Origin of the sequence: Vibrio sp. YYF0003 (genome assembly GCF_036350715.1) — a bacterium.
Lineage (GTDB): Bacteria > Pseudomonadota > Gammaproteobacteria > Enterobacterales > Vibrionaceae > Vibrio > Vibrio natriegens.
This window is the reverse complement of the sequence record NZ_JAZDWA010000012.1, coordinates 45919-68510: the sequence shown is the minus strand read 5'-3', so window position 1 is coordinate 68510 and position 22592 is coordinate 45919. Positions and strand designations below refer to the sequence as shown.

General features: G+C 46.3%; 22 protein-coding genes and 1 tRNA gene. 14 read left to right on the top strand and 9 right to left on the bottom strand.

The features are described 5' to 3' along the window. Position 1: 1 nt before the first annotated feature. Positions 2-74: transfer RNA gene (locus V1U08_RS21775), tRNA-Gly, on the bottom strand. 156 nt (positions 75-230) lie between these two features. Further along, on the bottom strand, positions 231-776 hold the full coding sequence (gene orn, locus V1U08_RS21770; protein ID WP_020336188.1) for an oligoribonuclease: 546 nt from the start codon (positions 774-776) through the stop codon (positions 231-233). 129 nt (positions 777-905) lie between these two features. Here orn and rsgA point away from each other — a divergent pair, with 129 nt between their 5' ends. From rsgA to V1U08_RS21750, 4 genes are all read left to right on the top strand, one after another. Next, positions 906-1970 carry a small ribosomal subunit biogenesis GTPase RsgA gene (gene rsgA, locus V1U08_RS21765; RefSeq protein WP_330471405.1) on the top strand — a complete coding sequence of 355 codons (1065 nt, stop codon included), beginning with the start codon at positions 906-908 and terminating at the stop codon, positions 1968-1970. A gap of 116 nt (positions 1971-2086) precedes the next feature. After that, positions 2087-2944 (top strand): archaetidylserine decarboxylase, encoded by an 858-nt coding sequence (gene asd, locus V1U08_RS21760; RefSeq protein WP_020336190.1) that lies wholly within the window; start codon positions 2087-2089, stop codon positions 2942-2944. Between the two features lie 177 nt (positions 2945-3121). After that, complete coding sequence (locus tag V1U08_RS21755; RefSeq protein WP_330471404.1) at positions 3122-4537, top strand: SLC13 family permease; 1416 nt, start codon at positions 3122-3124, stop codon at positions 4535-4537. Between the two features lie 164 nt (positions 4538-4701). Continuing rightward, on the top strand, positions 4702-5589 hold the full coding sequence (locus V1U08_RS21750) for a DMT family transporter (RefSeq protein WP_020336192.1): 888 nt from the start codon (positions 4702-4704) through the stop codon (positions 5587-5589). 71 nt (positions 5590-5660) lie between these two features. Here the strand turns inward: V1U08_RS21750 and gpmM are convergent, their stop codons facing one another. Further along, complete coding sequence (gene gpmM / locus V1U08_RS21745) at positions 5661-7193, bottom strand: 2,3-bisphosphoglycerate-independent phosphoglycerate mutase (RefSeq protein ID WP_014233217.1); 1533 nt, start codon at positions 7191-7193, stop codon at positions 5661-5663. A 552-nt stretch (positions 7194-7745) separates the two neighbouring features. On the opposite strand from gpmM, the gene V1U08_RS21740 reads away from it, so the two are divergent. The 5 genes from V1U08_RS21740 (at position 7746) to V1U08_RS21720 (ending at position 12177) form a co-directional block, all read left to right on the top strand. After that, positions 7746-8180 (top strand): rhodanese-like domain-containing protein, encoded by a 435-nt coding sequence (locus V1U08_RS21740; protein ID WP_014233218.1) that lies wholly within the window; start codon positions 7746-7748, stop codon positions 8178-8180. A 206-nt stretch (positions 8181-8386) separates the two neighbouring features. Further along, positions 8387-8857, top strand: a complete 471-nt coding sequence (gene secB, locus V1U08_RS21735; protein ID WP_020336193.1) for a protein-export chaperone SecB — start codon at positions 8387-8389, stop codon at positions 8855-8857. A 210-nt stretch (positions 8858-9067) separates the two neighbouring features. Then, a complete protein-coding gene (gene gpsA, locus V1U08_RS21730; RefSeq protein ID WP_014233220.1) occupies positions 9068-10105 on the top strand; it encodes an NAD(P)H-dependent glycerol-3-phosphate dehydrogenase in 1038 nt (345 codons plus the stop codon). 72 nt (positions 10106-10177) lie between these two features. Continuing rightward, positions 10178-10999 (top strand): serine O-acetyltransferase, encoded by an 822-nt coding sequence (cysE, locus tag V1U08_RS21725; protein WP_014233221.1) that lies wholly within the window; start codon positions 10178-10180, stop codon positions 10997-10999. A gap of 29 nt (positions 11000-11028) precedes the next feature. Then, entirely contained in the window at positions 11029-12177 is a 1149-nt protein-coding gene (locus tag V1U08_RS21720) for a murein hydrolase activator EnvC family protein (RefSeq protein ID WP_041170278.1), read from the top strand. 68 nt (positions 12178-12245) lie between these two features. On the opposite strand, the gene V1U08_RS21715 is transcribed toward V1U08_RS21720, so the two are convergent. From V1U08_RS21715 to epmA, 4 genes are all read right to left on the bottom strand, one after another. After that, a complete protein-coding gene (locus V1U08_RS21715; RefSeq protein ID WP_330471403.1) occupies positions 12246-13202 on the bottom strand; it encodes a DHH family phosphoesterase in 957 nt (318 codons plus the stop codon). 134 nt (positions 13203-13336) lie between these two features. Further along, positions 13337-13972 (bottom strand): TetR/AcrR family transcriptional regulator, encoded by a 636-nt coding sequence (locus tag V1U08_RS21710; protein WP_014233224.1) that lies wholly within the window; start codon positions 13970-13972, stop codon positions 13337-13339. Between the two features lie 21 nt (positions 13973-13993). Continuing rightward, positions 13994-14368, bottom strand: coding sequence for a VanZ family protein (locus V1U08_RS21705; RefSeq protein ID WP_014233225.1), 375 nt, complete (start codon positions 14366-14368; stop codon positions 13994-13996). A gap of 9 nt (positions 14369-14377) precedes the next feature. Further along, a complete protein-coding gene (gene epmA / locus V1U08_RS21700) occupies positions 14378-15349 on the bottom strand; it encodes an elongation factor P--(R)-beta-lysine ligase (protein WP_330471402.1) in 972 nt (323 codons plus the stop codon). A 448-nt stretch (positions 15350-15797) separates the two neighbouring features. Here epmA and frdA point away from each other — a divergent pair, with 448 nt between their 5' ends. The 4 genes from frdA to frdD are packed head-to-tail and all read left to right on the top strand — an operon-like array spanning position 15798 to position 19118. After that, positions 15798-17603 carry a fumarate reductase (quinol) flavoprotein subunit gene (gene frdA, locus V1U08_RS21695; RefSeq protein ID WP_065297478.1) on the top strand — a complete coding sequence of 602 codons (1806 nt, stop codon included), beginning with the start codon at positions 15798-15800 and terminating at the stop codon, positions 17601-17603. Further along, on the top strand, positions 17603-18349 hold the full coding sequence (locus V1U08_RS21690) for a succinate dehydrogenase/fumarate reductase iron-sulfur subunit (RefSeq protein WP_014233228.1): 747 nt from the start codon (positions 17603-17605) through the stop codon (positions 18347-18349). Before frdA ends, V1U08_RS21690 begins: the two co-directional genes overlap by 1 nt. After that, positions 18346-18729, top strand: coding sequence for a fumarate reductase subunit FrdC (gene frdC / locus V1U08_RS21685; protein ID WP_014233229.1), 384 nt, complete (start codon positions 18346-18348; stop codon positions 18727-18729). Before V1U08_RS21690 ends, frdC begins: the two co-directional genes overlap by 4 nt. 11 nt (positions 18730-18740) lie before the next feature. Further along, positions 18741-19118 carry a fumarate reductase subunit FrdD gene (gene frdD, locus V1U08_RS21680; protein WP_014233230.1) on the top strand — a complete coding sequence of 126 codons (378 nt, stop codon included), beginning with the start codon at positions 18741-18743 and terminating at the stop codon, positions 19116-19118. A gap of 100 nt (positions 19119-19218) precedes the next feature. Here frdD and V1U08_RS21675 read toward each other — a convergent pair whose 3' ends face one another. Then, complete coding sequence (locus V1U08_RS21675) at positions 19219-20622, bottom strand: SPFH domain-containing protein (RefSeq protein ID WP_239949952.1); 1404 nt, start codon at positions 20620-20622, stop codon at positions 19219-19221. Between the two features lie 262 nt (positions 20623-20884). After that, positions 20885-21451: an elongation factor P gene (gene efp / locus V1U08_RS21670; RefSeq protein WP_014233232.1), complete on the bottom strand. Its 567-nt coding sequence runs from the start codon at positions 21449-21451 to the stop codon at positions 20885-20887. A 32-nt stretch (positions 21452-21483) separates the two neighbouring features. Here efp and epmB point away from each other — a divergent pair, with 32 nt between their 5' ends. Further along, a complete protein-coding gene (epmB, locus tag V1U08_RS21665) occupies positions 21484-22506 on the top strand; it encodes an EF-P beta-lysylation protein EpmB (protein WP_014233233.1) in 1023 nt (340 codons plus the stop codon). Positions 22507-22592 lie beyond the last annotated feature (86 nt).

Genomic DNA, 22592 nt, shown 5'->3' with positions numbered 1-22592 from the left:
GAGCGACACACGAGGTTCGAACTCGTGACCTCAACCTTGGCAAGGTTGCGCTCTACCAACTGAGCTAGTGTCGCATTCACAACGTTTCCGTTGTTCAGGGCTGCGAATTATAAGAGCATTTTTTTGTGATGCAAGTCCTTCCTTCAAAAAAACTTTAAATTTTTACTGAATGATGAAAAAGCAAGCAAAACAACCATGAATGACAACTATTTAGATCGCAGCCTTAACAATTAAATCTTAAAGATTGTCTCGCGATAGTACTTCAGTTCAGCAATAGACTCACGAATGTCATCTAAAGCCAAATGTGTACCTTGTTTAGAAAAACCATCCAGCACTTCTGGTTTCCATCGACGAGTAAGCTCTTTCAGCGTGCTGACATCCAAATAACGGTAGTGAAAATATTCTTCCAGCTCTGGCATGTGCTTGTACAAGAAGCGACGATCCTGGCCAATGCTGTTACCACAAATTGGAGAAGCGCCTTTAGGCACCCACTGCTCTAGGAAAGCAATAGTTTGAGCAACCGCATCTTGTTCAGTCACTTTGCTGTTGCGAACACGCTCAACCAAGCCACTTGCGGTATGGGTATTGGTGCACCAGTCATCCATCTTAGCCAATTCTTCTTCCGGCTGATGAACTGCAAGTACCGGCCCTTCTGCCAGAATATTTAATTCGCTATCGGTGACAATAGAAGCAATTTCTATGATTTTGTGCGTTTCAGGATCGAGCCCCGTCATCTCTAAATCAACCCATATCAGGTTTTGATCGCTAAAGGACATGGTTACGCCGCCTATTTGTTTATCGATAAAAAAGGTACTATACCTCAAAATACTTGAAACACGATACTCACTAACTTGAGCCGAGAGCGAGCTCAATAGCTTGAGTTAACTCATATTAAGTACAAAATTGTGGCTAAAAAGAAAAAGTTAACCAAAGGTCAGGTACGACGCGTTCGTAACAACCAACAGAAACGTTTGAAGAAACAAGAAGAGTCCATCCAATGGGATGAGAACATGCTAGGCGCGAGTAAACAGGGCTTAGTGATCACCCGTTTTGGCCAACATGCTGATATTGAAGATTTAGAAACGGGTCAGGTCCAACGCTGTAACCTTCGTCGCGGTGTTGAATCTCTGGTTTCTGGAGACCGAGTACTGTGGCGCGAAGGTCTCGAGTCGATGGCTGGAATATCTGGTGTGGTGGAAGCGGTTGAACCTCGTACTTCAATGCTGACTCGACCGGACTACTACGATGGCCTCAAACCCGTCGCGGCGAACATCGACCAAATGGTGATTGTCTCTTCTGTTTTGCCAGAGCTTTCGCTCAATATCATCGACCGCTACTTAGTGGCTGCAGAAACACTCAGCATTGCGCCTTTACTCGTTCTGAACAAAGTCGATCTGCTTGAAGATGACGATCGTGCGACGTATGAAGAATGGCTAAAAGAATATGAGCGCATCGGCTATAAGGTACTGTTTGTCAGTAAGAAATCTGGTGAAGGCATTAAGGAACTGGAAGCTCAGTTACGCGATCGTATTAACATCTTCGTCGGCCAGTCAGGTGTGGGCAAATCCAGCCTGGTAAACGCCCTGATGCCCGAACTTGAGCAAGAAGTGGAAGAAGGCGAAATTTCTGAAAACTCAGGATTAGGTCAACATACGACAACGGCCGCACGTCTTTACCACATCCCAACAGGTGGCGATTTGATTGACTCCCCGGGGGTTCGTGAGTTTGGTCTGTGGCACTTAGAAGCAGAAGAAGTCACGAAAGCGTTCGTCGAGTTCCGTCCATATCTTGGTGGCTGCAAATTCCGAGACTGTAAACACAATGATGATCCTGGTTGTATTCTGCGTGAAGCCGTGGAGAAAGGCGAAGTCAGTGAAGTTCGATTTGAGAACTACCATCGTATTCTCGAAAGCATGGGCGAGAATAAGGCAAACCGTCAATATTCTCGCAGCAAGAAAGCGGATCTGTAACCGAATTGTCGCCGCAACTGTGTAATAATTCTTCACCGAATACTGACAAGCCAATTAAATTTCAGTAACATCACGCGCCCTAACGTGCGTATCTAACAGAAGTATCGGAATTAAAGATGGACAAGATTAAAGTTGGACTGCAGTACTGGATCCCACAACATGGCTTAACTCGCCTGATGGGTAAACTAGCTTCATCAGAAGCTGGCAGTCTGACCACAGCGGTTATTCGCTGGTTTATCAAACAGTACAATGTGAACATGGACGAGGCGAAGCACTCTGACCCTAAGCACTTTAAAACGTTCAACGAGTTTTTTGTTCGTGAACTTAAAGAAGGCGCACGTCCGATTGCTGAAGGCGAAGCGGTGATCACTCACCCTGCAGACGCTTGTGTCAGTCAATTTGGCCCGATCGAAGACGGTCAGTTGATTCAGGCAAAAGGCCACAACTTCTCGGCACAAGAACTGCTTGGCGGTGATGCAAAGCTGGCAGAAGAGTTCCAAGACGGCTCATTTGCAACGCTATACCTGTCACCTCGTGACTACCACCGTGTGCACATGCCGTGCGACGGAACGCTGCGTCAAATGATTTACGTACCGGGCGATCTGTTCTCAGTAAACCCACTGACTGCGGAAAATGTGCCAAACCTATTTGCACGTAATGAGCGCGTCGTTTGTATTTTTGATACCGAGTTTGGCCCAATGGCTCAGGTTCTGGTTGGCGCAACCATCGTAGGCAGCATCGAACAAGTTTGGGCTGGTACGATTACGCCTCCTCGCGGTAATACCGTTTACAAATGGGACTACCCAGCAGAAGGTAACAAAGCAGTTATCCTGAAAAAAGGCGAAGAGATGGGTCGCTTTAAGCTAGGTTCAACCGTTATCAACCTGTTCGCAAAAGATGCCATCACATTCGATGAAAGCATGGAAAATGGTAAGACAACGGTAATGGGCACACCTTACGCTCACAAGCAGTAATTTTCCCTGTAAAAAGCTGATTTCAAAGCCTCCAAATGCGGAGGTTTTTTTATTGATGAAAAACAAAACTCTGTTCGAAATTTAGCCTAACATTTTCAAACTCATACCTGCCTCTAAGTACTTAAAAGCGCAATCAATTATTCTGTGCAATGGAGTGACTATTTAAAGGGGCTACCAATGCCAAAGATGAGTGCGAGTACGCTGGTCAAATTGCTGGTGTGTTTTTTGATTCCGCTTGGCGTCCTAATGATGCCGATCGATGCTATTCCTATTGATGACCTGACTTTAATTCAACATCGTCTACTGGCTATTTTTCTTCTTGCCGCCTTACTTTGGGTACTAGAACCCGTTCCGGTTTTCGCTACCTCGATTCTGATCATCGCACTTGAGCTGATCATGATCTCGGATAAAGGATTGCATCTCTTTCGTGCTCCACCAGCAGGTCACGATCTCGGTGACCTGATCGCCTACACCGATATTTTTTCTGCATTCTCATCGCCGATCATCATTCTCTTCATGGGTGGTTTTGCCCTTGCAATAGCTGCCTCAAAATACGATCTCGACAACAACCTTGCACGTGTTCTGCTCAAACCATTTGGTACACAGCCTAAATTCATCATGCTTGGCCTGATGCTGATCACCGCCGTATTCTCGATGTTTATGTCCAATACCGCGACAACGGTGATGATGCTGGCTCTATTAGGCCCAATTGTGGCTTCTGCCCCTAAGGGTGATTTAGGCATTAAAGCACTGGTGTTATGTATCCCTATCGCGGCAAACACTGGTGGTATCGCAACACCGATTGGTACGCCACCCAATGCGATTGCTCTGCAGTATCTAACCGGTGAAAACACGATAGACTTTCTGACCTGGATGATGATGGGTCTGCCGTTTGTATTAATACAACTCACCATTGCCTGGTTTTTACTGCAAAAGCTTTTCCCCTCTAGCGAGGCGGAAATGAAACTCAAGCTAAATGGTACGTTTAAAAGAAGTTGGCGTGCTTACGTGGTCTACGTAACGTTTGCAATGACCATTCTGCTGTGGATGACAACCAAAGCCCACGGTATGAACACTTATGTCGTCGCCATTATCCCGCTGGCAATCTTCACCTTGACGGGCATCATGGGCAAAGAAGAGCTGAAATTGATTAACTGGGACGTGCTTTGGCTGGTAGCCGGTGGTATTGCGATTGGCATTGCACTGGATAAAACGGGCTTAGCAGAAGCCCTAGCCCACGCAATAGACTACGAGTCACTCTCTCCGTTTGCGGTTGTGATCGCTCTCTCGATTGTCTGCTGGCTAATGGCAAACTTTATGTCGAACACCGCGACAGCGAACTTATTGATGCCAATTGCTGCCGCTATTGGTGCGTCCATGCCGAGTCTGGCTTCTATCGGTGGGCTTCAGGGGCTGTTGGTCGTGGTCGCCTTCTCCGCATCACTCGGTATGATTTTACCTGTCTCGACCCCGCCAAACTCTCTGGCTTACTCGACAGGCTTGATAGAAAGTAAAGACATGGCGAAAGTCGGTCTTATCCTTGGATTGGTCGGCTTGTTTATCGTTTATGGCGCCGTGCTTATTCTCTTTTAGCTCTCAAGCCAGACCATCAGATACAATCGGAAAGCCAATCTTGGTTTTGGAGAAAAAGCAGCTTATCACGCTGCTTTTTCTTTGCCGCTAACTTGTTCTTTTACATCGATACAATTTAATGCATATTAATGCTCCCTCCCGAACCAACAGGACTTTACTCAATCATGGGTTATGAATGGCTGGCACTTTGTGCTGCTTTTTTGTGGGCGATCTCTAGCTTAATTTCCGTCATTCCGGCGCAGCATTTGGGCGCTTTCGCTTATAGCCGTTGGCGTATGGGATGCACGGCAGTCATCCTTACAACCATGGCGTGGATTACTGGCGGCTGGTTAAGTGTGTCGATGGAACACGTCACACCAATGATGGCATCTGGCTTAATTGGTATTTTCATTGGTGATACCGCCCTGTTTGCCTGTATGAACCGTATGGGACCAAGGCAAGCGGGTTTGCTGTTCTCCTGTCACGCCGTATTCTCAACCATCCTTGGCTATTTCCTGTTTAGTGAAAGCATGACCAATACGGAATTGCTCGGCTCAGCGTTGGTTTTTAGTGGCGTCGTCATGGCTATTTTCTTTGGCCGACGCGGGCAAACGAATAACGTTTTAGAAGAGGTCAAAGGCAATATCTGGCTAGGGATAGGATTAGGGCTCACTGCAGCAATGTGTCAGGCGCTTGGTGGCATCATAGCCAAGCCAGTGATGCAAACGAGCGTTGACCCCGTCGCAGCATCGGCGATTCGTATGATCAGCGCTTTTATTGCTCACTGCTTGTTACTGGTAATCGGAGTAAAAGTCGCCAGACCAACACAACATATTACGTGGCGTGTTTTTGGCATTACCGCTCTGAACGGTTTTCTCGCCATGGCGGTTGGTATGACACTGATTCTTTACGCACTTCGCGAGGGGAATGTCGGCATGGTCGCTCTACTGTCTTCCACCACACCAATCATGCTGCTACCACTGCTCTGGATTTATACCAAGCGCAGACCAAACAGATTTGCCTGGCTAGGCGCCGCTCTCGCGGTGATTGGAGCAGGGATTTTGGTCCACTAGAATCCATAGAGCATCAGAAACAAAAAAGCCCGAGATTAACTCGGGCTTTTATCATTCTGTATTTCAGTTAATTACTTAACCAGAATATCACCAGACATTTCTGCAGGGATTTCCAGACCAGCCAGAGAAAGCATGGTTGGCGCTAGATCAGACAGTTTACCGCCTTCTTTAAACTCAACCGCTTTGTCACCTACGTAGATTAGAGGTACTGGTAGGTTTGTGTGCGCAGTGTGAGTACCGCCAGTTTCTGGGTCAACCATCATTTCTGCGTTACCGTGGTCAGCAGTGATAAGTAGCTGGCCGCCCGCTTCTTTGATAGCTTCAACGACTTTGCCCACGCTTTCGTCTAGCGCTTCGATCGCTTTTTCAGCCGCTTCGTAAACACCAGTGTGACCAACCATGTCTGCGTTCGGGTAGTTACAGATGATAGTATCGTACTTACCAGATTTAATAGCCGCTACCAGCTTCTCAGTTAGCTCTGGAGAGCTCATTTCTGGTTGAAGGTCGTAAGTTGCAACTTTTGGAGAAGCAACAAGTTGACGCTCTTCACCATCAAATTCGCTTTCAACACCGCCGTTGAAGAAGAAAGTCACGTGCGCGTATTTCTCTGTTTCAGAGATACGTAGCTGAGTTTGACCTTGCTTAGACAACCACTCACCGTACGTGTTCTCTAGAGACGCAGGTGGGAATGCGATTGCTAGTGGGATATCCGCTGCGTATTGAGTCAGCATCACGAAGTGAAGTGATGGGAATGCTTCGCGCTCAAAACCATCAAATTCAGGTACGAATGCACGTGTGATTTGACGTGCTCGGTCTGCGCGGTAGTTCATGAAGATAACCGCATCGCCATCTTGCATGATTGCATCTTCTTCGCCTTCCGCTTTGATTGCTGTCGCTTTCACGAACTCATCGTTTTCTTCACGAGCGTAAGCCGCTTCCAAGCCAGCTACTGCAGTTTCAGCTGTGAATTCTGCTTTCGCTTGAGTTAGAAGATCGTAAGCTACCTGAACACGTTCCCAGTTGTTATCACGGTCCATTGCGTAGTAACGGCCCACTAGAGAAGCAACGCGGCCTTTGCCTAGTTTCGCGAATAGATCTTGGAAACGTTGTAGCGAGTTTTCTGCACTGCGAGGTGGCGTATCACGGCCGTCCAGGAAGCAGTGTAGGTAGATTTTTTCTGCGCCACGAGCTGCAGCCATTTCAACCGCTGCGTAGATGTGATCTTCGTGAGAGTGTACGCCACCTGGAGACATCAGACCCATGATGTGTACTGCTTTCTCAGCTTTTACAGCTGCATCGATAGCTTCAACCAACGCTGGTGTTTCAGCGAATTCGCCGTCAGCGATAGATTTAGTAATACGAGTTAGGTCTTGGTATACAACGCGACCTGCGCCAATGTTAGTGTGACCAACTTCTGAGTTACCCATTTGACCATCAGGAAGGCCAACATCCATACCTGAAGCAGAGATTAGAGTATTTGGGTTGTTCGCAATCAGTGCATCCATTACTGGCGTTTTCGCATTCGCAATTGCGTTACTTGCTGTGTCTTCACGGTAACCGTAACCGTCAAGGATAACTAGAGCCAATGGCTTCTTAGCTGACATAGTGATGACCTCATCAAATTTAGTAACTTTTTGGCGTAGGGCTTCTCTGCCCCATCTAACCCTGAAACAAAACTAGCGTAATTTTACTACACTTTTTAACCAAAACTGTAGGGTAAGATCAAATATTGTTTGCGATTTATCGTTGCTATCTTACAAGTTTAGGAAACAACGAGTCTCTGTCAGCAAACCTGTCCAACAAGCATAGTCACTCCCCACAAGCTTTGTACACCCGGTCTATATTCGATTTTTACGTCCGATTTTGGCGGTAGATCTTTCTAAGCAAGTCGCGTTTTAGACATGTGTTGTTGCTTGAAAGACAAAACCTATCGCTTATTGTTCTCCTTTTCCTGAAAAACAGAAGTCACTTAGACCAATAGCTACAATAGGAAATCTTGATGAATAAAGCCGCGGCCAGTGGCAGGGTAATTCTGGCGTGATGAATTTGTAGAGATCTCAATTATTCGTTAGAAAATTTTAACCCTCTCGCCTAAGAGGCCTAACCTCGCTATACTCCTGCTTTAATTTTCCGCCAACAGTGCAAGAGCTCAAGACATGCAAGAGTACATTGAATTTTTCCAACAAAACATGATTCTATCTTTGGTTTGGGTAGGTCTTCTTATCGCATTTATCCTGAATATCGTTAAGTCAGCGACAGCGGCATACAAAGAAATCAACGTAAACCAACTGACTCACCTTATTAACCGTGAAAACGGTGTTGTGGTGGATATTCGTACACAAGATGAATACAAAAAAGGCCATATCACTGACTCACTTCACATTTTACCGTCAGATATCAAATCAGGTAGCTTTGGTAGCCTTGAAAACCATAAATCCGACCCAATCATCCTAGTATGCAAGACAGGCCAAACCGCTCAGGAGAGCGCAAACCTACTAGCAAAAGCAGGCTTTACAAACGTAAGTCTACTTAAGAATGGTTTGATCGCATGGAACGAAGCGAACCTTCCTTTAGTACGCGGTAAAAAGTAGTACAAAGGTCGCATTCATCGCGATTGAGAGCCTAGTGGATAACAAACTGAGCAAATAAAAAGCAGTTGAAGCCCCAAGTTGTGACGCTTTGCACGTAATACACGCTTCATCTAGTCACGGTAAACTTGCTCAGTTAGTCTCAGGACAAACCAGATTTCTGGGTTTAGGCGTTCTAAACCCAACAAATGTTTATTAAGGATTTAAAAATGGCAGAAGCTACACCACAAGACGCACAACAAAACTTCGCAATTCAACGCATCTTCCTGAAAGACGTTTCTTTCGAAGCGCCTAACTCTCCAGTAGTCTTTCAAAAAGAGTGGAACCCAGACGTTAAACTAGACCTAGACACTCAAAGCCGTGAGCTTGGTGAAGGCGTTTACGAAGTCGTTCTACGTCTGACAGTTACTGTTAAGAACGAAGAAGAAACAGCGTTCCTATGTGAAGTTCAACAAGGTGGTATCTTCACAGCTGAAAAAATGGAAGCTGGCCAACTAGCGCATTGCCTAGGTGCATTCTGCCCTAACATCCTATTCCCATACGCTCGCGAAACTATCTCAAGCCTAGTGGTTAAAGGTACGTTCCCTCAACTGAACCTAGCACCAGTAAACTTTGACGCTCTGTTCATGAACTACCTACAACAGCAAGCTCAACAAGGTGAAGGCGAAGCTGAAGCGTAATTCACATTTGTAAGTGACACGTCGGTTTGAAGACAGCCGAAAGTGTCACATACCTAAGAAAATGCACAAAGCGTCCACCGAGCGATGCGATGTGCATTTTTTATTTCTGAATAAGTTGCAAGACAAACCCTAGTTCCTAGCCCCTAGACAGCGTAAAATCTGGCAATAATGAACTAGATTCTACTAGTAGAACAACGATTAGGCGGTAGCATGACACAAGCAAATACCAACAATGCTTACGGTAAAGACATCGCAATGACTGTGATTGGCGCAGGCTCGTATGGCACCTCACTGGCTATTTCTCTTGCCCGTAACGGTGCAAACGTGATCCTTTGGGGTCATGACCCAGAGCACATGGCTCGCCTTGAAGCAGATCGTGCTAACCACGAATTCTTACCTGGTATCGATTTTCCAGAAAGCCTGATTATCGAATCAGATCTGGAAAAAGCGGTGCAAGCAAGTCGTGACTTGTTGGTTGTCGTTCCGAGCCATGTATTTGGTATCGTTCTGAAAAGCTGTAAGCCTTTCCTACGTGAAGATACGCGCATCTGCTGGGCAACCAAAGGCCTAGAGCCAGAAACCGGTCGTCTGTTAAAAGATGTCGCCTTTGATATCATTGGGGAAAACTACTCGCTGGCAGTATTGTCTGGCCCAACTTTCGCCAAAGAACTGGCCATGGGGCTGCCAACGGCAATTTCCGTTGCCTCACCAGATGCTGAATTTGTTGCTGATCTGCAAGAAAAGATCCACTGCAGCAAAACATTCCGCGTGTACGCCAACAGTGACTTCATTGGCATGCAGCTTGGTGGCGCCGTGAAAAATGTCATTGCTATCGGCGCTGGTATGTCAGATGGTATCGGATTTGGTGCTAACGCACGAACTGCACTGATCACACGAGGCTTGGCCGAAATGAGCCGTTTAGGTGCCGCTCTTGGCGCGAAACCAGAAACCTTTATGGGTATGGCTGGGTTGGGTGATCTTGTGCTCACCTGTACCGATAACCAATCTCGTAACCGTCGTTTTGGTTTGGCATTAGGTCAAGGTAAAGACGTCGATACCGCGCAGGAAGAAATTGGTCAGGTTGTGGAAGGTTACCGCAACACCAAAGAGGTATGGATGCTCTCCCAACGTATGGGTGTTGAAATGCCAATTGTTGACCAAATTTATCAAGTATTGTATCAAGGAAAAGACGCGCGCCTGGCAGCACAAGATTTACTTGCTCGTGACAAAAAGTCTGAAGGTAAATAGCACCCTAACGCCTCATCTGAGAAGAATATAAGTTGTCGGGTCACGGAAGAAGAACTACTCAGGATATTGAGAATGAAACACTGCGAAAAACAAAAAGTCTGGAACAAAATTGTTGCAGAAGCCCGCGAAATGTCAGAGCAGGAGCCAATGCTGGCCAGCTTTTACCACGCGACGATCATCAAGCATGAAAGTCTAGGTGCTGCCCTGAGTTACATTTTGGCCAATAAATTAGACACAGCCTCGATGCCTGCTATGGCAGTGAGGGAGGTAATTGAAGAGGCGTTTATCGCCGATCCAAACATTACCGACTGTGCGGCCTGCGACATTTGCGCCACAGTGAATCGTGACCCTGCGGTTTCTATGTACTCAATGCCCCTGCTGTATTTAAAAGGCTACCACGCGCTGCAAGGATATCGTGTCGCAAACTGGTTGTGGTCACAAGGCCGTCATGCATTAGCGACCTATCTGCAAAACCAAATTTCGGTTGCGTGTCAGGTGGATATTCACCCTGCGGCGCGAATTGGCTGTGGGATCATGCTCGACCACGCGACAGGCATCGTGATTGGTGAAACCGCCGTTGTGGAAGATGATGTATCTATCCTGCAGGACGTGACCTTAGGTGGTACGGGTAAAGAGTGCGGTGATCGTCACCCGAAAATCCGTGAAGGCGTGATGATTGGTGCCGGTGCAAAAATTCTTGGTAACATCGAAGTGGGTGAAGGTGCAAAAATTGGCTCTTGCTCCGTGGTTCTACAACCGGTTCCCCCTCACACGACCGTGGCAGGGGTACCAGCAAAAATTGTGGGCCGACCAAAAACAGATAAGCCATCACTCGATATGGACCAGGGCTTCAATGGCAAATCTCAAAGCTTTATCCATGGAGATGGTATTTAATCGCTCTCTAATTTTTAAATAACAACAATGTGGTAGGTAACTCTCAAGTGCGAAAACAAAATCATCCTGTGCTCCGCTCGGCTATTTTATTAACTTGTGCTTTATCTGCCACGTTCCCTATCACCTCTTCCGCTGTGAGTCAGCAAGAGTTGAAAGGGGTCTCCAGCGAAATCAATCGCCAGAAGAAAGCCCTCACCTCTCAAGAAAAGCAACTGAATGAACTGCAAAAATCTCTTAAAGACCAAGAGCTGGGGATCTCAGCTCTAGAAAGAGAGATCAAACAGACCAAAGCAGAGCTCACTCAAGCCGATAAAAACATCAATAACTTAGAAGAAAAGATCGCCTTACAAGAGGGTCAGCGTCAGGCGCAGGAAGAAGAGCTGAAACAGCTTCTGCAAACCTATTACGTGACTGAGCGAGCTAAAGCCAATGGACACTTGCTCAATCAGGGCGTCGAAGAAGATCGTATCAGCCAGTACTTTCAACACTTGGCAAAAGCGCGCTCCGAAATCATTGATGCCATTACCCAAACCACTCAGAAGCTGGAACACAATAAGAACCAACTTGAGCTGGAAAAAGAGCAAATTGAAACCCTGCTAAAACAGCAATCCGAAAAGCGTACCGCGCTGGCAAGTACGCAGTCGAAACGTAAACAAACGCTGAGCAAAATTCAGGGCAGCATTACTAACGACAAACGCTATCTGGCAGAGTTGCAGCGAAATGAGACTCGCCTAAAAGCCGAAATCGCTAAAGCCGCTAAACGCAATGCGGTACCAATGGATGGTTTAGGTAAGCAGCGAGGTAAACTGCCTTGGCCAATAACAGGTAGTGTGCTGCATAACTTCGGCACTCGTCAGACTGGCCAGGTTAACTGGAAAGGCATGGTGCTATCCGCCAACTATGGCCAGCAAGTCAAAGCGGTTTATCCCGGCACTGTGGTATTCGCTGAGTACTTACGTGGTTATGGATTAGTGGTACTCCTCGACCACGGTAAAGGAGACATGACCCTTTACGGATACAATCAGGCACTAACGAAGAAAGAAGGCGATAGAGTGACGGCTGGTGAGGTTATTGCTCTTGCTGGTGATACCGGAGGCCAAGACAGAGCATCCCTTTACTTTGAGATTCGTCGTAACAGCGAAGCACAAAACCCGAAATCCTGGTTAAAGCGCCTGTAAGTAAAAATAGCCTAAAAAGAAAAAGGAGCCGATGGCTCCTTTTTACACAAATGAATGACTCTAAATCGTTACGCGTAATACGTTTCAACCGCATCAATAAATGCGCTCACATCATCTTTGCTTAACGCATTGATTCCCGCCGCAGCCTCTCGACCACCACCTGTCGGGAACTGTCCACAAACCGCTACGGCACCCTGCTTGTTATTCAATGGAGCGCGCAGTGATACCGTATAAGTACCATCTACGTTTTCGGTTAAAACAGCATGAGCTGAATCTGGATTTTGGTTCGCCAACCAGTTGCCATAAACTCCGCTGATACGACGTGAAGCCGCATTGTCTGGTAGCTCAAACAGTTTCAGTTTATTGCTTTCATGGGTGGCAGGAATCGCTTGGGCGGCATCCATATCTTGCTGATAGGCCGATTGCAGCAAGTAGAATGGAGAAGACGTATCTGCAATGACATCAAATGGCGAAGTATATTTCATCAATGCTTGATACAAATCCGCCGGATGAAAATGTAGATCGTCAACCTTCGAACCATAGCCGTTGTAATTGATCAACGTGCCCAGCTCTTTTAGTTGCGCTTTCTGCTCTGCCGAAAAGCCAGCAAGGTCAGCCAGGTCATCAGCTTTAGCAATCAGGTTATCACCATACGCTGCCGTTATAGCCCAGGCATGAAAACGTCCCTGCAACAGTTTATCGACAATCAAAGCCGTACACATATTCGCATCGAGATCGATGTGCGCATCTAAGTTGCCATGCTGTGGAATGTCACCCGCTTTATGGTGATCGGCGTAAAAAACATGAGCGCCCTGAGCCAAAGCATGCTCCAGACCTGCCATGTTCTTTTCCATCGAAACGTCTAATACCGTCAGCTCGTCACCCGCTTGAGCATCCACGCTTTCCACCAGCTTGATATCGCGCTTTACACCCGTTACCAATTTGGCTTCCAGAGGATCAGCTAAGCGCAGTTGCAGCAGAGCGATAATGCCGTCCGCATCACCATTAAATATGTCGTAATTCATTGAAAGATAATTCCTTTATCGAGATAACTTTGCTCAGGTATAAATTGAGGTTTGTAACTATTGTGCGCTGCGCGTGCCACAAGTCAACTCAAGTTACGATTCGAAAATGAAATTAAGCTTAAAATAATACGCCATTAGCCCTGCATAGCACTTACGCCATCTTCCAACAGTAACAGCTGCTCCAACCCTTGCTCCGTTGCGAGTGGTTTTACAACATTGATCATCTGAAGCATGCCTTGTCGCACCATTTGCTCGGTAATGTTGGATTTAGGTAGCATCGCAGATTGGTAAGACAACCAACTACAAGCGATGAGATGCAGCGTGCATACCAAAGATGTTAATTGCTGCTGATCAACGTTCAGCAATTTGAGGGCAACGAATTCCTGCATGATCGCAATCAAATTGGCTTGCAGTTTGTCCTGCACCTCGATGTATTGCTCGTGAAGTTGCTCATCACGCGACAAAATCTCTGGTAAATTGGCGTAGAAAAAACGGTACTTCCACATCAGCGTAAAGGTCGAATCTAGGTAACTCTTCAGCATAGTCAGACTCTCTTGAGAGCCTTTAAGGGGGGTAAATCTTTCTAAAAGTTCTGCTGAATAAAGCGCAAAGATTTCGCGGACGATTTCTTGCTTATTGCGAAAGTGGTAATAAAGATTACCTGGACTGATTTCGATGTGATCGGCAATGTGATTAGTGGTGATATTTCGCTCACCATGTTGGTTAAACAACTCCAGTGCCGCGTAGACTATTTTGTCGCGCGTTTTCATTATTATCGTATTCCCTTTTCTTTAACGAATCGAGTATAGCGACTTCACCAACCTAGGTCGATAGAGGCTCCAAATACGATAACTTAGCAGACCAGTCAGAATCCCCGTGCCATTAGCGACAAGGTCTAACCAAGAGGTTTCTCTACCGACATAACCTTGTAGCCATTCAATCACCGCGCTGAACAACAGGATACTAATTGCCACTATCCAGCGTTTTCGCCAATGACGAACACAGCAACAAGCAACAAAAGCAAAACTCGTGTATGCCATTAAATGTTGTAGCTTATCGAGGTAAGTAAACGACCCCCACTTTTGTAGCTCTCCTGAGCTGAGCGATAAATACGCAATCACAACAGCGCAACCGCAAATAATCAAACGTCCAACCGTTCGGTTCATTGGATATCCTTATGCAATAGGGAACGGGAATGCTGTTACCTGATCAATATGATCACAGCCTAAAGCCAACATGATGAGTCGATCAACGCCTAACGCTACGCCAGCACAGTCCGGCAACCCAGCCTCTAGTGCCGCAATAAGATGATAGTCAATCGGCTGAGGCTTCAAACCCATCTCTAAGCGTTTCGCATTGTCTTGTTCAAAACGCGTAAGTTGTTCTTTAGGATTGTCTAACTCATGGAAACCATTAGCGAGCTCTATCCCTTTAAAATACACTTCAAAGCGATCAGCGACACGGCTGTCTTGAGGGTTTATTTTTGCTAATGCCGCTTGCGATGCAGGAAAGTCATAAACAAACGCAGGCGCATCCTGACCAATCTTACTTTCGACACCAATACTAAACAGGAGTTGCAGTAAAGTATCGCGGTCATCTTCCGGATCAGCAATATCACTCAGCCCCAGCTTTCCGGCGACAACTTTAAGCTCTGACATTGAGCCTTCAAGCGGGCACACACCAAGAACATCAAGAAACGCCTGCTGATACGTCATACGATGAGCCGAGCCACACTTCAGCACTTGCTGTAGCAACTCATCCATCTCATCCATTAACTGATGATGGTCAAAACCAACTCGATACCATTCCAGCATGGTGAATTCTGGATTGTGGTAGCGGCCATTCTCTTCGTTGCGAAACGCTTTATTGATCTGGTAAATGCAGCCACTACCCGCCGCCAATAAACGTTTCATATGGAATTCAGGACTGGTCATAAAGAACAGCTTACTGCCGTCAGCATAGCCAGGGCCAACAAACTCTGTTTGAAAAGTATGCAAATGAATATCCGTCACCGTCGCGTGGCTCATGGCAGGCGTATCCACTTCCATCACCTGTCGCTCGGCAAAAAATTGGCGAACAGTGGAGATTAACGCCGCACGTTGACGAAGTTGTTCAATGGAAGCAGTCGGTTGCCAATTGGTTTGCATAACAAGTCTCTCAAAGCTTAGGGCTAGCAGCTAAAGCCCACATTCTACATGTTTTTACTTTGGGGCGAGAAACGATTTCATTCGCTTTTAAAGACCGGTTATTACTGTGCGACAAAACAATATGAAGCCAAGATTTTTCGTACTACAAAGCAAAATCAACACTCACCACAAAACCTGTTATCAACCTCGCCAACAACAAGCAACACTCCATTAACACTCAATAATTTCAGTTAGAGGTTACAAATATTCTCGCCGTGATAGTAATCACATAACCTGTAATTTTTATGCTCTTAAGTGCATTACCAAAGAAAAAACCTAATTACATCAATATTTATCTCATACAGCTCCACTACACTAATCTCTACTACTTTCGGGGAGCTTCTCTTCGAGAACCCCTCACAATCACAATAACAAGCGGATTTCCGCAATTACTCACTGGAGGATAACTGTGCAAATTATCACCACAGATATCGCAGTCATCGGCGCTGGCGGCGCTGGTCTTCGTACTGCTATTGCAGCGGCAGAGGCAAACCCAGATTTAGAAGTCGCTCTGATTTCTAAAGTTTATCCTATGCGCTCACACACGGTCGCAGCGGAGGGTGGCTCAGCAGCAGTTATCAAGGATGAAGATAGCTTAGATAACCACTTCAACGATACGGTTGGCGGTGGCGACTGGCTATGTGAACAGGACGTCGTTGAATATTTTGTAGAAAACGCAACCCGCGAAATGATCCAAATGGAACAATGGGGTTGTCCTTGGAGCCGTAAAGAGAACGGGGAAGTTAACGTTCGCCGCTTTGGCGGTATGAAGGTTGAACGAACTTGGTTTGCAGCGGATAAAACCGGCTTCCATATGCTTCACACCCTATTCCAAACTTCAATGAAGTACAGCAACATCAAACGTTTTGATGAGTACTTTGTGTTGGATCTGCTTGTTGACGATGGTGAAGTACAAGGCTTAATCGCCATTCACATGTCTGAAGGTGAGTTGGTCACCATCAAAGCGAAATCTGTTGTGCTTGCGACTGGTGGCGCGGGACGTGTTTACCACTGTAACACCAACGGCGGTATCGTAACGGGCGATGGCATGGCGATGGCTTACCGTCACGGTGTTCCGCTACGTGATATGGAATTTGTTCAATACCACCCTACTGGCCTACCAGGTACTGGTATCCTAATGACAGAAGGTTGTCGTGGTGAAGGTGGTATTATTGTCAACAAAAACGGCTACCGCTACCTACAAGACTACGGCATGGGCCCTGAAACTCCAGTGGGTCAACCGAAAAACAAATACATGGAACTGGGTCCACGTGACAAAGTTTCTCAAGCTTTCTGGCATGAGCAACAGAAAGGCAACACCATCAAACACCCACTGGGTGACGTGGTGCACCTAGACCTTCGCCACCTTGGTGAAGAGTACCTACAAGAGCGTTTACCTTTCATCTGTGAGCTAGCAAAAGCTTACGTGAACGTTGATCCTGCAAAAGAACCAATTCCAATTCGTCCGACCGTGCACTACACCATGGGTGGCATCGAAACTGATGGTGGCTGTGAGACTCGCGTTAAAGGTCTATTCGCAGTTGGTGAATGTGCGTCAGTTGGTCTGCATGGTGCGAACCGTCTTGGCTCTAACTCTCTGGCTGAGTTCGTGGTATTTGGCCGAGTTGCGGGTGAAAACGCAGTGAAACGTGCAGCAGAATTCAAAGGCTGGAACGACGACGCTATCGCAGCTCAAGTGAAAGCTGTTGAAGAACGCATTGCCAGCCTAATGAACCAAGAAGGCGATGAAAACTGGGCAGACATCCGTACCGAAATGGGCCACACCATGGAAGCGGGTTGTGGTATCTACCGCCAAGAAGATCTGATGCAAGCAACCATCGATAAGATCACGGAACTTAAACAACGTTACAAACGCATTAGCATCAAAGACAAAGGCAAAGTGTTCAACACTGACCTTCTGTACGCAATCGAAGTCGGTTACGGCCTAGAAGTGGCAGAAGCGATGGTTCACTCTGCAATCCTGCGCAAAGAATCTCGCGGTGCTCACCAACGTCTAGACGATGGCTGCACTGAACGTGACGACGTGAACTTCCTGAAACACTCACTTGCTTTCTATCAACCAGACGCAGCGCCTAGCATCGACTACAGCAATGTAACCATTACTAAGTCTCAGCCTAAAGCGCGTCTATACGGTGAAGCTGCAGAAAAAGCCGCAGCAGAAGAAGCAGCGAAGAACGCAGAGGAGCAAGCATAATGTCAGCAAACCGCATCCAGAAAGTAGACATTCTGCGTTATGACCCAGAAAAAGACGCAGAGCCGCACTTACAAACTTTCGAAGTACCATTCGATGAAACAATGTCTGTGCTCGACGCGATTGGTTACATCAAAGATAACCTAGACAAAGATCTGTCTTACCGTTGGTCTTGTCGTATGGCGATCTGTGGCTCATGCGGCATCATGGTTAATGGTGTGCCTAAGCTAGCTTGTAAGAGCTTCTTACGTGACTACCAAAATGGTCTGAAAATCGAGCCATTAGCGAATTTCCCGATTGAGAAAGATTTGATCGTCGATATGACACCGTTCATCGAGCGTCTTGAAGCAATCAAACCTTACATCATTGGCAACGACCGTAAGCCTGAAGACGGCACAAACTTGCAAACGCCAGAGCAAATGGCGAAGTACAAGCAGTTTGCTGGCTGTATCAACTGTGGTCTGTGTTACGCAGCGTGTCCGCAGTTCGGTCTTAATCCAGAGTTCATCGGCCCGGCAGCGCTGACTTTGGCGCACCGTTACAACTTAGACAGTCGTGATAACGGTAAAGCTGAGCGTATGAAGCTGATTAACGGTGAGAATGGCGCCTGGGGTTGTACGTTTGTAGGTTACTGTTCTGAGGTTTGTCCAAAGAGCGTTGACCCTGCAGCAGCAGTAAACCAAGGCAAAGTAGAGTCTTCTATGGACTTCGTAATTGCGATGCTGAAACCTCAGGAGGCAGAAGGATGAGTAACCGTAAACCTTACGTTCGTGAAGTAAAACGCACTTGGTGGAAGGACCATCCTTTCTACCGCTTCTACATGTTACGTGAAGCGACGGTACTGCCACTGATTCTATTCACCATCTTCCTGACTTTTGGCCTGGGTTCACTAGTGAAAGGGCCTGAAGCTTGGCAAGGCTGGTTAGAGTTCATGGCAAACCCAATTGTAGTCGCGATCAACATCGTTGCGCTACTTGGAAGCCTGTTCCACGCACAAACCTTCTTCAGCATGATGCCGCAGGTGATGCCAATTCGCCTAAAAGGCAAACCTGTAGGTAAGAATATCATCGTACTGACTCAGTGGGCAGCGGTCGCGTTTATCTCACTGATCGTTCTCATCGTGGTGTAAGGAGCTGAACAATGAAACCAAATTATAGTGTAAATACAGCACCAAAACGTTCGGATGAGCCAATCTGGTGGGGACTGTTTGGTGCAGGCGGTACCTGGTTTGCGATGATCACTCCTATCACCGTACTTGTCCTTGGTATCCTCGTCCCACTGGGCGTGATTGATGCAGACGCAATGAGCTACGAGCGAGTATCTGAATTCGCGACCAGCATCATTGGTGCGCTATTTATCATCGGTACACTAGCGCTGCCAATGTGGCATGCAATGCACCGTGTTCACCACGGTATGCACGACCTTAAGTTCCACACTGGTGTGGTGGGCAAAGTGGCATGCTACGCGTTTGCTGGCCTTATCAGTGCGCTATCAGTTATCTTTATCTTCATGATTTAAGACACTGTTATAAATGAAAAAAGCTGGCTTTATGCCAGCTTTTTTTGTTTTTGGACACCTATGATCTTTTTGCTTTATAAGCTTTTGGCCACCTATGATCTTATTGCTGAGTAATCTTCTTAGTTTGATCCATTAAGCCAAGAGCACCAAAACCAGTGATCACATCTAAGTTCGTTTTCAATCCTGTTTCCTGATTACCACCAATGTAGTTTTGCGGCATTTGAACTTGGAAGTTTTGCAGATTACTGTACAACGAGTTTGCAACCTCACGGTTCAGCTCAGCTAGGTAAACTTCTCGGTTTGCCCCTAATGCCGCATACTTAGCTTTCAGGACTTCGGCTTCTGCGCGGCCTTTCTCTAAAATCGCTTTCGCTTCATATTGAGCGGAAAGAGCGTTGGCTTTCTGAATCGCTAAGTTCGCTTCTGCCATTGCCAGCTCTTTTTCTTTCTCCACTTCAGCAAGTCGCTTGGTTTTCTCCACTTCAACGATTTCACGCTCAGCTATTTGACGAGCAACCTCGACCTCTTTTTGCTGAGAAATAATAGCGAGCTCTTTCTGACGTTGTGCATCCTGAACTTCACGAGTACGCTGAATTTCTTTACGCAGCTGCTCAGTTTCGGCCTGAGCTTTAGAAGTTTCCTGCTCCTGAATTGCGCGAATGCGATCTGCGACCAAGCGCTTTTTATCTGCCAATAACTGATCAAGCTGCTTCTCTGGCTGCGGGTCACCAATGGTTACCTGAGTAACTTGAATGCCGTATTGCTGTAACGGGTTATCCTGTCGGATAGGTTGGCCTGTTTTGTCTACGACCGGTACCGTTTTCCAGACTAACTGATTCGTACGCTGTAATTGATTGGCGTTGGCCTGATTTGCACCGACGGGAGCAAGGTCAAGCTCTTCAACTTCCACCTGACGACGCTCAGTCAGATAAATACCTTCTCGAAGCTGATCACCCAACTTAGATTTAAACTGGTTCAAACCGCCCTGAAAGAACTCTTCTCCAGTATACTGAGTCGCAGTAATCACCGTTACGTTGCGGGCATTTTTTACTAATAACGCATCGATCAGATTGCTGTTATTACGAAACTCTCGGTGCATTTTCTTCACTGCTTCCGGATCATTACTCAATTTAAAACGGAATGTGACGGGAATCTGACCAATATAAGTATCCGCAAAGCGCACTTGTACCGGCTCAAGCCTCTGGTAAAAATCCTCACCCTTGTTGTTACCAAATGACACAGTGATGACTTGGTCATATTGGGTGATTTTAGACAGAAAGGGCATACGAAAATGAATACCCGGTTCAGTGAACACATCCAATTCACCGGTAATATTGTTCTGGTGCACGTAACTGTAACCTGCATCGGTCATCAAAACAGAACTGTTAATGGTTAACCCTATAGCCAACAACGGTATACCAAAAACTGCCGCTTTTATCCCACGGTGAAGTAATCGACGTCGTTCTTCAACTTTTAAGCCTTGCCCTAAGCCTGTGCTTTCCATATTGTTCTCCTTATTGCGGTTATCATTGAGTTAAATCGATAAAAATCAAATTGCTATGCAACTCAACGACCTCTGGAGATAATCTATCAAATGGTAACCTTAAGGAATAATCGAAAGATTCATCAAACAAATACGTTTTTAACGAATAATACAAAAAGAATAAAACTATGCGGTGCGCTTCTTGTTTTAGCCACAGACCAAAACTGCGGGTAATAAAAAAGGCCGCCGAAGCGACCTTTTCTATTCGATACGTTGAAGTGAATTACTTCACACGACCTACGTATTCACCAGTACGAGTGTCTACTTTGATCACTTCGCCAATTGCGATGAATAGTGGAACACGTACAACAGCGCCAGTTGATAGCGTAGCTGGTTTACCACCTGTACCTTGAGTATCACCTTTCAAACCTGGATCTGTGTCAGTAACTTCCAGCTCAACAAAGTTTGGTGGAGTAACTGAGATTGGGTTACCGTTCCAAAGCGTGATCATACAAGTGTTGTTTTCTACCAACCATTTAGCGTTCTCACCTACCGCTTTCGCATCAGCAGCGATCTGTTCGAACGTTTCATTGTTCATAAAGTGGTAGAATTCGCCGTCTGAATATAGATAATCTAGGTCGATATCCATTACGTCTGCCACTTCACAAGTGTCACCAGACTTGAATGTTTTCTCTAGCACTTTACCAGAAAGAAGTTTACGAATTTTTACGCGGTTGAACGCTTGGCCTTTACCTGGTTTAACGTATTCGTTTTCCAGAATTACGCAAGGCTCATTATCAAGCATTAACTTAAGACCGCCTTTAAATTCATTGGTGCTAACTGTAGCCATTTTTTCCTCTTACATTCTTAGAGCTAAATTCAATGCCGCACATAATAACCCGAAAAGTCGATTCTGTTGAGCAAAACTGGCTCAAACAGTTGGCGAATGGGATCTCTGATCCTGCAAAATTGCTCGAAAAACTGGAAATAGATCCCTCACCGTGGCAAGACGGGTTTGCTGCGCGCAAGCTGTTTGCACAGCGTGTACCGCAAAGTTTTGTCGATAGAATGGAAAAAGGCAATCCCAAAGACCCTCTTTTACGTCAGGTTTTACCGTTAAGTGAAGAGTTCGAAGTGCATGAGGGCTACTCCAGCGATCCACTTGAAGAGCAAGACAACGAGATTCCCGGCTTGCTGCACAAATATCGTAATCGTGCACTGATGATTGTTAAAGGAGGCTGTGCGGTGAATTGTCGCTACTGCTTCCGCCGACATTTCCCGTATCAGGATAACAAAAGTGGTAAACAAGCTTGGGCTCAAAGTCTCGAATATATTGCGCAGCAGCCCGAGCTGAACGAAGTGATCTTCTCCGGCGGAGACCCATTAATGGCGAAAGACGATGAACTTCAGTGGCTGATAGAGCGGATTGCACAAATTCCGCATATCAAACGTCTTCGCATTCACAGCCGCTTACCTGTGGTAATCCCAGCGCGTATAACCGATGAACTATGCCAGATACTTCGCGACTCCCGCTTGCAGGTTATCTTGGTCACTCACATCAACCATGCGAACGAATTAAGTAGCGAGCTCGCCTCACAGCTGTTCAAACTCAAACAGTCTGGTGTGACTCTACTCAACCAAAGTGTGCTGCTTAAAGATATCAATGACTCTGTGGATGCCCTGGTCGACTTGAGTGAAGCCTTATTTGATGCGGGAGTGTTACCTTATTACTTGCATGTACTAGACAAAGTCCAAGGTGCTGCGCACTACTTTGTTTCCGATGAGGAGGCAAAAACGATCATGCGCGGAGTAATAACTCGTGTGTCTGGTTACCTGGTGCCAAAACTTACGCGAGAGATCGGCGGCAGGCCAAGTAAAACACCGCTTGATCTCCATTTAGAATAAACACCAAGGCCGGATTAATTTGAGTTTAAGCTTAATTAAATTTGTCGTCACGAGCGTTTCTTTTTGTTCGCTTTGAGGGGTAATTC